The sequence below is a fragment of the Flagellimonas yonaguniensis genome (genome assembly GCF_029193885.1).
Classification (GTDB): Bacteria; Bacteroidota; Bacteroidia; order Flavobacteriales; family Flavobacteriaceae; genus Flagellimonas; species Flagellimonas yonaguniensis.
The window spans coordinates 226822-240956 of the sequence record NZ_JARFVB010000004.1; the positions used below are offsets into that span (position 1 = coordinate 226822).

At 43.1% G+C, this 14135-nt stretch carries 7 protein-coding genes; 5 read left to right on the top strand and 2 right to left on the bottom strand.

Annotated elements, in window-relative coordinates:
- Positions 1-5 precede the first annotated feature (5 nt).
- A complete protein-coding gene (locus PY092_RS09225) occupies positions 6-1811 on the top strand; it encodes an acyl-CoA dehydrogenase family protein (RefSeq protein WP_275615562.1) in 1806 nt (601 codons plus the stop codon).
- Between the two features lie 66 nt (positions 1812-1877).
- Here PY092_RS09225 and PY092_RS09230 read toward each other — a convergent pair whose 3' ends face one another.
- Positions 1878-3677, bottom strand: a complete 1800-nt coding sequence (locus PY092_RS09230) for a glycoside hydrolase family 15 protein (RefSeq protein ID WP_275615563.1) — start codon at positions 3675-3677, stop codon at positions 1878-1880.
- A 103-nt stretch (positions 3678-3780) separates the two neighbouring features.
- Here PY092_RS09230 and PY092_RS09235 point away from each other — a divergent pair, with 103 nt between their 5' ends.
- The 4 genes from PY092_RS09235 (at position 3781) to PY092_RS09250 (ending at position 10668) form a co-directional block, all read left to right on the top strand.
- Entirely contained in the window at positions 3781-5991 is a 2211-nt protein-coding gene (locus PY092_RS09235) for a bifunctional alpha,alpha-trehalose-phosphate synthase (UDP-forming)/trehalose-phosphatase (protein WP_275615564.1), read from the top strand.
- Positions 5988-7508 (top strand): nuclear transport factor 2 family protein, encoded by a 1521-nt coding sequence (locus PY092_RS09240; RefSeq protein WP_275615565.1) that lies wholly within the window; start codon positions 5988-5990, stop codon positions 7506-7508. Before PY092_RS09235 ends, PY092_RS09240 begins: the two co-directional genes overlap by 4 nt.
- Before the next feature lie 26 nt (positions 7509-7534).
- Complete coding sequence (locus PY092_RS09245) at positions 7535-8866, top strand: M28 family metallopeptidase (RefSeq protein WP_275615566.1); 1332 nt, start codon at positions 7535-7537, stop codon at positions 8864-8866.
- Positions 8867-9057: 191 nt separating this feature from the next.
- A complete protein-coding gene (locus PY092_RS09250) occupies positions 9058-10668 on the top strand; it encodes a M1 family metallopeptidase (RefSeq protein WP_275615567.1) in 1611 nt (536 codons plus the stop codon).
- 67 nt (positions 10669-10735) lie between these two features.
- Here PY092_RS09250 and PY092_RS09255 read toward each other — a convergent pair whose 3' ends face one another.
- Positions 10736-14125, bottom strand: coding sequence for a ThuA domain-containing protein (locus tag PY092_RS09255; protein ID WP_313790216.1), 3390 nt, complete (start codon positions 14123-14125; stop codon positions 10736-10738).
- Positions 14126-14135: the final 10 nt, after the last annotated feature.

Genomic DNA, 14135 nt, shown 5'->3' on the forward strand with positions numbered 1-14135 from the left:
CAAAAATGGAAACAACAGAAAAAGACATACTGAGAGGAGGTCAATTTTTGGTCAAGGAGACCAAATGTGAAGACGTATTCACCCTTGAGGACCTCAACGAAGAACAAAAAATGATGCGCGAAAGCACTAAGGAATTCGTAGACCGAGAGCTTTGGGCACATTGGGAACGTTTCGAGAAAAAAGATTACGCCTATACCGAAGAATGTATGGGAAAGGCTGGCGAGCTTGGCCTTTTGAGCATTGCCGTACCCGAAGCCTATGGAGGAATGGGAATGGGGTTTGTGTCCACTATGTTGGTGTGCGACTATATTTCCGGTGCCACTGGCTCATTTAGCACAGCATTCGGAGCACACACAGGAATTGGCACCATGCCCATCACTTTGTACGGAACCGAAGAGCAAAAGCAAAAATATGTACCTAAGTTGGCTACGGGCGAATGGTTCGGTGCATACTGTTTAACTGAGCCAGGAGCTGGTTCCGATGCAAATTCTGGCAAAACCAAGGCCGTTCTTTCCGATGATGGCAAATATTACAGCATCACAGGACAGAAAATGTGGATTTCCAATGCTGGGTTCTGCAATATGTTCATCGTTTTTGCCAGAATCGAAGACGATAAGAACATTACCGGATTCATTGTAGAAAATGATCCAGAAAATGGTATCTCCCTTGGCGATGAAGAAAAAAAATTGGGTATCCACTCCTCCTCTACCCGCCAAGTATTTTTTAGCGACACCAAAGTTCCCGTTGAAAATATGCTGTCCGAAAGAGGAAACGGATTCAAGATCGCCATGAATGCCCTCAACGTGGGTAGGATCAAATTGGCAGCTGCTTGTTTGGAAGCACAGCGTCGCGTTGTAAATGAAGCGACCAAATACGCCAACGAGCGCATACAATTTAAAACCCCGATTATAAACTTTGGCGCCATCAAGGCTAAAATTGCAGATATGGCCACTAACGCTTATGTGGATGAAGCAGCGTGTTACCGAGCCGCTAAAAATATCGAGGACAGAATCGCCATTCGCGAAGCAAGCGGCAACTCGCACCAAGAAGCGGAGCTCAAAGGTGTTGAGGAATACGCCATCGAATGTTCCATTTTGAAGGTGGCCGTTTCCGAGCACGTGCAGCATACCACGGATGAAGGTATCCAAGTGTTTGGAGGAATGGGCTTTAGTGCCGATACCCCAATGGAATCCGCTTGGAGAGATGCTCGAATTTCCAGAATTTATGAAGGCACCAACGAAATCAACCGAATGCTTTCGGTAGGGATGTTGGTAAAGAAAGCCATGAAAGGCCATGTTGACCTTTTAGGCCCTGCAACTGCTGTGGGTGAGGAATTGATGGGCATTCCGTCTTTTGAGACACCCGATTTTTCCGAACTGCTTTCAGAAGAAAAAGATTTGATCGCAAGATTGAAAAAAGTATTCTTGATGGTCGCTGGTAGTGCCGTTCAAAAATTTGGACCCGATTTGGAAAAACACCAAATGCTATTGATGGCCGCTTCCGATATCTTGATTCAAATTTACATGGCGGAATCAGCTATCCTAAGGACTGAGAAAAATGCAAAACGCTTTGGTGAAGAGGCACAAGCTGCCCAAATAGCGATGTCCAAATTGTATTTGTACAGAGCCGTCGACATCATTCAGCAAAAGGCCAAGGAAGGCATCGTATCCTTTGCCGAAGGCGATGAACAACGTATGATGCTGATGGGCCTAAAACGCTTTACCAAGTATACAAACCAACCCAATGTTGTGGAACTTAGAACGCAAATTGCCGACAAAGTTGCCGCAGATAGCGGGTATACCTTTGACTAATTCAAATATCTGTTGGGATGAAAACCCACTAGGATTTGAAAACGCCCCAATTGGGGCGTTTTTTATTTACTTGATGGATTCCAATATTTTCTCATCCTTTTGCTTTGTGGAAAAGTTGATAGCGCACTCAATAAGTGCCAAATGCGAATACGCCTGCGGAAAGTTACCGAGCAAACGTTTGGTCTTAAAGTCAATATCTTCACTGAACAATCCCAAATGGTTACTATATCCCAATAATCGTTCAAATTGTTCCAAGGCTTTCTCTTCCTCCCCTATTTTGAACAATGCATTGATAAACCAGAACGTACAAATGGTAAATGAGGAAGAAGGCAATCCAAAGTCATCCTCATTTTTATAGCGATACAAAAGACCATCGTTGCTAAGTCCCTCCTCTATCGCCTTTACCGTGCTCACATACTTTGGGTCACGGGCATGGATAAAACCATAAGGTTCCATTAACAATACGGAGGCATCGAGGTGGCGAGACCCATAACACTGTACAAATGCGTTAATGTCACTGTTCCAAGCATTTTCATGGATATCATCCTTGATTTTCTGCTCAAGTGCCGTCCAATGCTCCAATTTCCTGGTTTTTCCGAACATATTTGCCACTTTAATGGCTCGGTCCAAGGCCACCCAGCACAAGACTTTGGAGAACGTAAAATGCTTGTCCTCACCTCGGAACTCCCAAATACCTTTGTCAGGTTCTTCCCAGTGTTTTCCAACAATCCAAACAATACCTTTGGTAATGCTCCAAAGCTCTTCCACATTTTCGATATCGTTGCTGAAGTTCTTCAACTGCTCATAAATCACATCCATCAAGATGCCATAAATATCATTCTGACGTTGTTTGTAGGCAGCGTTGCCCACGCGAACAGGTTTGGACCCCTTGTAACCATCAAAGTGGCCCAAGGTTTTCTCCGTTAGGGTCTTTTCCTTGTTGATACCGTACATGATCTGGAGTTTTTCATCCTTGTCGGGCATCAAATCAATAATAAATTGAAGGTAACGCTTGGCCGAATTCTTATGACCAAGTTCGGAAACCACCTTGATGACCATGGATGCATCCCTTATCCAACAAAAACGGTAATCCCAGTTCCTGACCTCGCCTATGGTCTCGGGAAGCGATGTGGTCGCAGCGGCAAGCACAGCTCCCGTTTTGTCATAGGTCAGCATTTTAAGCGTAATGGCACTACGAACTATTTCGTCCTTGAACTTTTGGTAATCAGGTGTCTTCGCCGCCCAATCCAACCAGTATACCTTGGTGCGTTCCAGTTCCAATCCCGTTTTTTCGGTGGTCGGCTTTAATATTTTCTCATTGTAGCAAATCAGGAAGTAACCATCCTCTTTTAGGGATATCTCATGGCCTTCCAAAACACCTTCTTTATCAAAAGACGTGTAAAGAAAAAGTGTATCGTACTTTAACTTATGGGTAAGACTTGCAATAAAATCCTCCTTCACAAAATGTTTGGTCTCTCCAAGTCCGTACTCCAATTTGGGATCATATTTTACAGTGAACTTTGGCGAACCCGACACATATTTCACATAACGGATAATTTCGGGCTGAGCTTTGTATTTTCCGTTCATTTTATGGTGACGGGGCATGAAGTCATGAAGCTCAAAAACATTATCGCCTTCCGAAAAACGTGTGATCAGAATGGCCGTATTGGGGTAATATTCCTGTTCAATGCCATAATCCCCTTTTGGTTGTATTTCAAAACTGCCCCCTTTTTGCTCATCCAGTAATTTTGCAAATATTGAGGTGGAGTCAAATTGAGGCAAACAGCACCAATCTATGGAGCCTTCTTTGGAAATCAATGCAGCACTCCTGCAATTTCCTATAATTCCGTAATTCAAATTGTCCATAGGTCAAAAATTCTCAAAAGGGTTAGAATGAATTGGTTTTGCGCTCGAATTTCCCGAATTTTAAAGAAACAAAAAATTAAAATAGGTCAAAAATCATCCTTTTATGGGCAAAACTATCATAATCTCAAATCGATTACCCGTTCAATTACAAATTAGCAATGGAACACTTAATGCTATACCAAGTGTTGGAGGTTTGGCCACAGGGATGAAATCAGTACATAGTGGAGGTGAAAGTCTCTGGATAGGTTGGTCGGGGTTAACGGATGAGGATACCCCGGAAGAACTGGAAGATGATATTGACAAGGCTTTAAAAGAGCACGGCTGCGCCAAGGTAAATCTCAACGCCGATGAAGTTGATGGTTTTTATTTCGGTTTCAGCAATAGGACTATTTGGCCCTTATTCCATTATTTTTTGAAGTATTCCGAATTTGAACTGAACTATTGGGACACTTACAAAGCGGTTAACCAAAAATTCGCCGATGCCATCATAGAAAATTCCGATGAGGACGATACCATTTGGGTGCATGACTATCAATTGATGCTCGTACCTCAAATGGTGCGTGAAAAGCGCCCGGATACCACAATTGGATTCTTTTTGCATATTCCCTTTCCGTCTTTTGAAATTTTCCGGACCCTGCCATGGCGTGAAGAAATTTTGGAAGGATTGCTGGGCTCAGACCTTATTGGCTTCCACACTTATGACTACGAAAGGCACTTTTTAAGCTCTGTACGAAGACTGGTAGGACTGGATGTGAGCTTTAACGAGATCTATCTGGACAACAGGGTTATAAAAGTGGATTCCTTCCCTATGGGAATCGATTATAAAAAGTTTAGGGATGCCGCCGTGCTGCACGATTCCAAGAGCAAAGAAGAACGTAGCGATTTACAGGTCCGTTTGGACAACCACAAGGCATCTGCACCCGACACCAAACTCATTCTTTCCATAGACCGATTGGATTACAGCAAGGGAATCGCAAAACGTATCAATGCATTTGAATACTTCCTTCAGAAGTACCCAGAATACAAAGAAAAAGTACGATTGATCATCTTGGCCGTACCCTCCCGTTCCAACGTGCCCCAATATCAATTACTGAAAAGAGAGGTGGATGAATTAGTAGGCCGAATCAACGGTGAATTGTCCACGGTGAATTGGACTCCAATTTGGTATTTTTATCGTTCCTTGCCCTTTGAAAGTTTGATTGACCTGTACACCTCCAGTGATATTGCATGGCTTACCCCATTGCGTGATGGAATGAACTTGGTGGCCAAGGAATACATTGCTACACGTACCGATAAATCAGGTGTGCTCATTCTAAGCGAAATGGCAGGCTCTGCCTACGAAATGAACGAGGCGCTATTGATCAACCCCAACAATTTTGAGCAACAAGCGGACACCCTCAAAAGAGCCTTTAACATGTCCATGGACGAACAGGTATCCCGAAACACTTTTCTACAGAAGAGATTGGAACGCTATAACGTGGAGGTATGGGCCAATGAGTTCATGAATGCCTTAAAAGAAAATAGGGACCTTGGCAAAGCCTTTATTTCTGAAAAAATGTCCTCTGAAATATTATTGTCCATCGAACAAGAATATGTAAAATCCAAAAAACGATTGTTGTTCTTGGACTATGATGGAACTTTGGCCGGATTTCATAAGGACCCACAACAAGCCTCTCCCGATGAAGAGCTTTATGAACTCTTGGACGAACTGAACCAGCAAGATGACACTACTGTATTTTTAATAAGCGGAAGGGACAAACAAACATTTAGTCGATGGTTTCTTCCCAAAAAATACAATATGATCGTGGAACACGGCGTATGGATTTCCCGAAACGGGGAAGAATTTAAATTATTGGAACAGGTAAAAGGGGAATGGATGAGCAAAATTCGACCTGTGCTGGAATCCTTTGTGGATAGAACCCCTGGATCATTCATTGAAGAAAAAAACTATTCCCTAGCATGGCATTACCGAAACACCGATCCTGATTTTGGAGAGAAAAGGGCAACGGAGCTCAATACCGTATTGCGCAGTTTGATCGGTAATGACGATATTAGTGTGTTGAACGGCAACAAAGTGATGGAAATAAAAAGCAGTAACGTGAACAAAGGAAGGGCTGCCACTCGTATGTTAAGCGATGATGATTACGACTTTGTTTTTGCCATCGGCGATGACTGGACAGACGAATTTATGTTCCAAGAACTTCCAGACTCGGCAATTACCGTTAAAGTTGGACTCAAAAAAACACAAGCCAAATACCACGTGGAAAACACTGCAAGGGTTAGGCAACTATTAAAACGTTTTACAAAACCATGATTCGAGGGTTTTTCTTTATTTGTTTTTTGTTGGCATGCAGCCAAGGATGGGCCCAAACCGAAACAGAGGTCTATCTTTTTGATTTGGAACTGAATGATGGAAAACCTGTTTTGAGCAACCCAAAAAACATTTCCAACAATCCGGGGTACGACAACCAACCTTCTTTTTGGGATGATGACAGTGTTTTGTTTGCTTCTACCAGAGAAGACCAAACAGACATTCTTCGGTTCAATGTGAATGAAGGAAGCACCTCGTCCTGGCTGACCTATACCACGGCGGGAAGTGAATACTCCCCTTTGCGCATTCCAGAAAAAAATGCGGTTTCCGCTATTCGCTTGGATGTGGATGGGTTGCAACGATTGTACCGATATGATCCTTCTGGTGAATCCACCATGCTTTCCGATTTGAAAATTGGATATCATGTTTGGGTCAATGCTGCTACATTGGTTGCTACCGTTTTGGTTGAAAACCGAATGGACCTTGTACTTATTGATCTAGAGAATGGAACATCCACCAAAATCCAACAAAATGTAGGCAGGTCCTTGCATAAAATACCAGGAACCGATTTGGTCAGTTACATTTCAAAAAACAATGAGAATTGGGAAATACAATCCATTGACCTTGAATCTGGGGCCATTAATCATGAAGCTCCCACCTATCAAAACCAAGAAGACATTTGCTGGTTGGATAAAAACACCATCATTACGGGCCATCAAAAATCATTATTGACCTTTGATGCTCAAAATGGAGGAGATTGGAAACAGCTTGTGACCTTTAATCAAGATGAAATTAACAATATTTCAAGAATCGCTATAAATTCAAGTAGAACGCGATTGGCCTTTGTGGCGGAAGAGTCACCGGTCAAAATCATTCAAAAACAAGTAGAAGCCTTTAACCAAAGAGACCTGGATGCTTTTATATCCTGTTTTACGGAAGATGTACAGGTACAACGGTTTCCCAACAATGCCATGTACAAAGGGAATACCAAATTGTCGGAAAATTATAAACGATTCTTCGAAAATGTAAAAACCTCCAGTGTCGAAGTAGTCAACCGCATAGTCCTTGGCAATACTATTGCAGATGAGGAAATCACCAAGGTTGATGGACGGGATGCACGACAAGTGGCGATTTACCAAGTTACAAATGGACTTATTTCATCCATGACCTTTGTTTTTCCCGATGGACCATTAACCGATGCTGAAAGTATTGTTCAGGAACAGCTTGATGCTTATAATAATCGGGATATTGACGCCTTTGCCGACACCTATGCCAATTCGATTGAAATATTAGAATTTCCAAATACACCAAGTGTGAAAGGCAAGTCGAGGGTAAAACAGCAATACGGATCGTTTTTTGAAAACACGCCCGACCTTCATGCCGAAATTAAAAATAGAATTGTCATTGGCAACAAAGTGATTGATCAAGAACAGGTAGTTGCCAATGGGATGGAATTCAAGGCTATTGCCATTTACGAAGTGGAAAACGGGGAAATTACCAAAGTTACCTTCATCAAATAGCCTTTTGAAAAACCAAACCAACATACATGAAAAAAACAGTTACACTCCTAATATTAACCGTCACAGCCCTTGGTTTTGCGCAAACCGATACTCGGCTTTACGATATCATCAATTCAGTTTCCGCAGAACGAATTGAAAGTGATGTGACCACGCTGGTTGATTTTGGGACAAGACATACCTTGAGCGATACCGTTTCTCAAACCCGAGGAATTGGCGCCGCTAGAAGATGGATTAAGTCGGAATTCGAAAAAATTTCTTCCAATTGTAACGATTGCCTAGAGGTTTTCTATCAAAAAAACCTCATTGAGAAAGGCGATAATGCTAGAATCGTGAAGGATGTGGAAATCGTGAATGTGGTTGCCATTCAACGTGGAACCAAATTTCCTAACCGCTTTATTATCATGAGCGGGGATATTGATTCCCGTGTGAGCGACCCCACCAACTACACATCAGATTCCCCTGGAGCCAACGACAATGCCAGTGGAATGGCCGGCACCATTGAAGCCTCAAGAGTATTATCCAAATATAAATTCGAGAGCAGCATTATTTACGTTGGTCTTTCGGGCGAAGAACAAGGCCTTTATGGAGGAAAAGGTTTGGCCGCATATGCCAAGGAGCAGGAATGGAATATTGTAGGTATCCTCAACAACGATATGATCGGAAACATCTCTGGGGTTGATGGTGTAGTGAGCAATAGGGATTTTAGGATTTTCTCTGAACCCGTTCCCCCTACCGAAACAGAACGAGAGCGAAGGGCTAGACGCTTCTATGGCGGCGAAGTGGATGGGATTTCCCGTCAGTTGGCCCGCTACGTGTATAAAACCACCAAAACTTACATGCCCGAAATGAAGCCCATGATGATTTACCGTTTGGATAGATTTGGACGTGGTGGACACCACAGACCTTTTAACGATGCTGGATACGCAGGTATTCGTATTATGGAGGCCCACGAGAATTATACACAACAACACCAGGACATCCGAACAGAAGATGATATTGCCTACGGCGATGTTTTGGAACACGTAAATTTTGAATACGCAAAAAAACTTACGGCCGTCAATGCCATTAACCTCGCATCCATCGCTTGGGCGCCACCCGCTCCCGAAACCGTTGAAATAGGAGGTATTGTGGAACCTAGTGTAAAGCTCCGTTGGAGCAAGGTTGAAAATGCGGTCGGATATAAAATATATTGGAGGGATACCACCTCCCCTACTTGGGACCATTACAAATACGTTGGGGATGTAAGCGAACATACCTTGGAAGGCATTGTAATTGATAATTACTTCTTTGGCGTGGCTGCCGTGGGCAAGGACGGGCATGAAAGTCCAGTCGTTTTCCCGAACAAGGTTTTTAGGTAAAGGAATTATCAATGTCATTACTGCGAAAGCGGGAATCCATTATATGTTTTTATGAATTTTGGATTCCGCATGATCCCGATAACTATCGAGAGCGATATGACAAGTTTCGTTCCTCATAAACCTTACATCAAAATGTTTTTCGTTATGCACCAACATTATAAACTCGATTTTTAATTTTTCAAGCATTAATCATGAAGCAAATCTTTTTTATCGCTTTCTTTTTGGGATTGAGCATTTCATCCGCACAAGAATTTACAAGACAAGACACTCTAAGAGGCAGCATAACCCCAGAACGCGCATGGTGGGATTTAAACCATTACGACCTAACCGTAAAGGTTGAACCCTCCAAAAAGTTCATCTCTGGGTACAATGTGATCAGGTATAAGGTATTGAATGAAGCCAAGACACTTCAAATCGACCTACAAAAACCCATGAAAATCGAGTCGGTTGAACAGGATGGCAAAAAGTTGAAGTTCACTTCGGAGGGAAATGCACATTTCATCAAACTGAAGAAAAAGCAGGTGCCCGGTGAGTTCAACCAACTCAAAATAACCTATTCCGGTTACCCACGGGAAGCAATAAGAGCTCCTTGGGACGGTGGTTTTTCATGGAAAGAAGACCCTAACGGCAACCCCTTCGTGGCCACTTCCTGCCAAGGACTCGGAGCAAGTGTTTGGTGGCCCAACAAAGATCATATGTATGACGAAGTGGACAGTATGCGTATCAGTGCCACGGTTCCAAAAGACCTGATGGATATCTCCAATGGGCGATTGGAGAGCGTGGAAGACAATGGTGATTTTAAAACGTATAATTGGGTGGTCAAAAACCCTATCAACAATTATGGGGTAAACGTAAATATTGGGAATTACACCCATTTTGGTGAAATCTACCAAGGTGAAAACGGCCCACTTCAATTGGATTACTATGTGTTAACGGATAACTTGGAAAAGGCCAAAAAGCAATTCGTCCAAACCCCAATGATGATAAGGGCTTTTGAGCACTGGTTTGGCCCCTATCCTTTTTATGAGGATGGTTTTAAATTGGTGGAAGTGCCTTATTTGGGGATGGAACACCAAAGTTCCGTGACCTACGGCAATAAGTTTGAAAATGGTTACTTGGGCCGTGATCTATCGGGTACAGGTTGGGGACTACGATTCGATTTTATTATTATCCACGAAGCGGGACACGAATGGTTTGCCAATAACATTACCTATAAGGATATTGCTGATATGTGGGTGCACGAAGGATTTACAGCTTACTCCGAGAATCTGTACCTCGACTATCATTTTGGTAAAAAAGCATCCGCTGAATATGTAATCGGCACGCGTGCTAATATTCAAAACGACCGTCCCATTATCGGCCCTTATGGGGTAAACAAAAGTGGCTCTGGGGATATGTATTACAAAGGAGCCAATGTGCTTCACACCCTACGTCAATTGGTAGAGGATGATGAAAAATGGCGTCAAATACTAAGAGGCCTAAATAAAGAATTTTATCATCAAACCGTAACCTCAGCACAGATTGAAAATTATTTGAGTGAAAAATCGGGTAAGGATTTATCTGCCTTCTTTGATCAATATTTACGAACTACCATGATTCCCACATTGGAGTATAAAATTGATGGGGAAACCATTTGTTTTAGGTATGTGGACATTGTGGAAGGTTTTGATATGCCCATCAAAATAGTTGTAGGTGGTTCGGAAAAATGGTTATTCCCAAATGCTACATGGAAAACAGAAGAATTGAGTGGAACTGAAGTTGATTTTGACAAAAACTTCTACATCGAGACCAAAAAACTATGATCTCATTATTATAAAAACAAAAAGGCTCCGCAAATGCGGAGCCTTTTTTATTTGATCTATAAGTTGTTCAATTAAACTGTACCTGTGTCAGGGCAAAAGGGCTTGCTCCCTCGCCTTCAGCCTTATAGGTAAGATAGAGTTCAGGTTGTACCCCATCGGTTTTCTTGATGGGTATCATAATAGCTCCACCTTGACCGCTAAGTCCATTTGGATTCAGTTGTCCTGTTCCGAGGACTTCCCCGTCTGGAGCACCAGCCCTCAACTCCATAGTGTAACCAATACTTGGAGGCTCTTGCCATCCAACAATGGCCATCAATCTACTTACACCTGTTAAATCTGTATTTTCAATCTTTAACCATCCTTCGGCAGCGCTCAATAGCTGTAATTGCATTCCACCAAAGGTCATGGCCTGCATACCCTCGGTCGGAGTACCATCTGGAAAAGACATGCTATTGCTTGCCAATACCTTGGTTTCGGAACCTGTCAATGGTAATGCTTCATCGGTACCTTCATCGGTATAACTTGCAGTCAACAAGAATACTTCTCCATTTTCTTTGGCCTCCGGCCTAACGGAACCAGCTAAAGGAAGTGATGGTTCTTTATTATCACCGCCTGCCAAAGACTGGATATATTGGGTGATTTGTCTAGCCTCCATTTGGGAAACGTTGGGGTGCGCTGGCATAACCACTTCTCCCCAAACACCGGAACCACCTGCAATGATTTTTGCCATCAAGTAGTTGGTAGCGCCTCGGTCTCCTTTGTATTTTTCGGAAACTTTGAAGTAGCTAGGCCCTATGGATGTTTCATTTTCCTTGTGACAGGACTTACAATCCAAGCTTTGGGTCAATGCTTTCCCCATAACAGCACCAGATACTTGTTGGTGCCCCAAGTTCATGTTCACCTCATCCATTCCTGAACGGTATTCCACGGAAACATAGACATTGTCCTCGTTTACCCCGCCATCCTCGTCGGTAACGGTAACTTTATAATTGATAGGTTGCCCTGGAATATAGAAGGATGAATTCGCTTGGTCCATTTCAATACTTACAACTGGCCTCACATTTCCTGCAACAATGATTTGGTCAATGCTTGACGCCTCTTCGCCTGCAGGGTCCTTAACCGTAACGTTCAACTTGTATGCTCCAGCTGCATCGTAACTATATGTCAAGGTGGGTTCTGTGGTCTCTTGCGTTGTGCCATTACCCAAATCCCAAACATAACTCATGCTATCTCCTTCCCTGTCGTGGGCTTCAACCGTAGCTGTAACAGAAAGTGGCAAAGAACCTGAATTGTTGTCCACAATGAAGTCATCAATCACGGGGGCACGATTACCGCCGTTATATTCAATATAACTCAACCCACTATCTGGATTCGCAGAGAACCAACCACTACCATATTCCAATAGGTACACGCGTCCATCAGGGCTCATTTCCATATCGATCAGGTTATGAAGTTCGATATCTGGTGCAAATGGCTCCATTTTGTTGAACGTACCATCTTCAAACAGATGCACGGCCATCATCCAGCCCCTCATCCAATCATAAATAATGACTTTTCCGTCGTAGTATGATGGCAATCCACCACCATTTGGATACAAATCCGACCAATAAGTGGGGCCTGCCATAGCATTTCTACTACCGGAACCGACTTGGGGAAAATCTTGTGTATCACCATAATGATAATACACGTAAGCTGGTTTTGCCGGTGGCAATTCCCTTAAACCTGTATTGTTCTTGGAGTCGTTGATTGGTTTTTCCGGGTCGAAAAACCTTCCGGATTCCCCTGTTTCGTAATTGTACTTGTTATAGGCGAAGTTATTACCAATAAACATCGGCCAACCATAATTACCGGGCTCACGGGCTTGGTTCATCTCATCGTAACCTCTTGGGCCACGGGTCTGCAAACTATCGGCTCGTGCATCAGGACCAACGTCCCCCCAATACAAGTATCCGCGTTTCATATCCACAGAAATACGGTATGGGTTACGATGCCCCATGGTGTATATCTCTGGACGTGTTTTTTCTGTTCCCACTGGGAATAGGTTGCCTTCAGGTATGTCGTAACTTCCATCTTCATTTACGCTGATCCTGAGTATTTTCCCTCTAAGATCATTGGTATTGGCGGAGGAACGTCTAGCATCGAAGTTCTCTTTACCTTGCTGGTCGTTCAATGGTGCGTAACCATTGTTCACATATTTGGCCTCGCTATCGTTAAATGGGGTTGAATTATCCCCAGTTGACAGGTAAAGTAGTCCATCGGGACCAAAAGCAATGGAGCCTCCTGTATGGCAGCAGATTTCACGCTGACTTTCCAGCTCAAGGATTACCTGCTCGGAATCCATATCAAAATTACCATCCTTGTATTTAAAACGTGATAAACGGTTTACCCAATCATCCCCAGTGGGTGCGTAGTACAGATAAATCCAATTGTTCTCATCGTAGTTCGGGTCTTTTTGTAGCCCCATCAATCCTTGTTCTGCATTTACACCGGGAGTTTCGAGTGTTTTGTGGTATACATCCAAAAAGGCCACTTGATTGATTTCTTTGGTCTCATCAGAATACAACATGACTTCTCCCCTACGCTGTGCGATCAGCACATCATTGTTCGGAAGCACGGTCATCTCCGTAGGTTCAAAAAACTGTCCTGTGGACAAAACCACCTTGCTGAAACGATCCGTCTCTGGTGGAATTTGAGAACTTGCCTTGGCATAATCCAATTCCAGATTTTTACCAATTGCATAATTGATCCCTCCCAATACATGCTTTAAAAACAGTTCTTCGGAATAACTTTCATCGGTATGTCCTGCAGCGGTGTAAAAAGCACGACCACCATCAAAATCATGGTACCAGGCCATTGGGTGGTAATCTCCATTTTCGCCACCTTCGTAGGTAGACTCATCTACGGTCATTAAAACATTGATGCCATCGTAGATATTTTTGTAATTGTACAGTTCATCGCTACGGTGCCAAATGGAATCGGTAAAAAATTCGGTCGCGGGATGATTTTTATCTTTTATGATAAAGTCTGCCTCTGGCGTACCTGCCGGGTGGCTCAAAAATTGAGCTCCGACCAACTTGTTGTACCATCCCCAATCGTACTCCGTGTCGGCTGCTGCATGGATACCCACATAGCCTCCACCTGCTTGGATATAGCGTTCAAAAGCCGCTTCTTCACGTGCGTTGAGTACATTCCCGGTGGTACTTAAAAATACCACGGCCGAGTACTGTGCCAGATTTTCGTCGGTAAATAGTTGGCCATTGGTTGTGGTGTCAATGACAAAATCATTCTCTTGGCCCAATTTTTCAAGCGCCATAATTCCTGATGGGATAGAAGCATGTTTAAACGCCATTGTTTTTGAAAAAACAAGAAGCTTAGGTGGCCCCTGTCGCTTTTTCTCACACCCAACAAAAACAAAAAGTAGGCATAAAGCCCCTAAAATGTAATTCTTCATGTGCATTAGTAATAGT

Excerpts from the sequence above, each read along its gene's own strand:
- PY092_RS09225 (WP_275615562.1), top strand. The coding sequence starts at position 6 with ATGGAAACAACAGAAAAAGACATACTGAGAGGAGGTCAATTTTTGGTC.
- PY092_RS09230 (WP_275615563.1), bottom strand. The coding sequence starts at position 3,677 with ATGGACAATTTGAATTACGGAATTATAGGAAATTGCAGGAGTGCTGCA.
- PY092_RS09235 (WP_275615564.1), top strand. The coding sequence starts at position 3,781 with ATGGGCAAAACTATCATAATCTCAAATCGATTACCCGTTCAATTACAA.
- PY092_RS09240 (WP_275615565.1), top strand. The coding sequence starts at position 5,988 with ATGATTCGAGGGTTTTTCTTTATTTGTTTTTTGTTGGCATGCAGCCAA.
- PY092_RS09245 (WP_275615566.1), top strand. The coding sequence starts at position 7,535 with ATGAAAAAAACAGTTACACTCCTAATATTAACCGTCACAGCCCTTGGT.
- PY092_RS09250 (WP_275615567.1), top strand. The coding sequence starts at position 9,058 with ATGAAGCAAATCTTTTTTATCGCTTTCTTTTTGGGATTGAGCATTTCA.
- PY092_RS09255 (WP_313790216.1), bottom strand. The coding sequence starts at position 14,125 with ATGCACATGAAGAATTACATTTTAGGGGCTTTATGCCTACTTTTTGTT.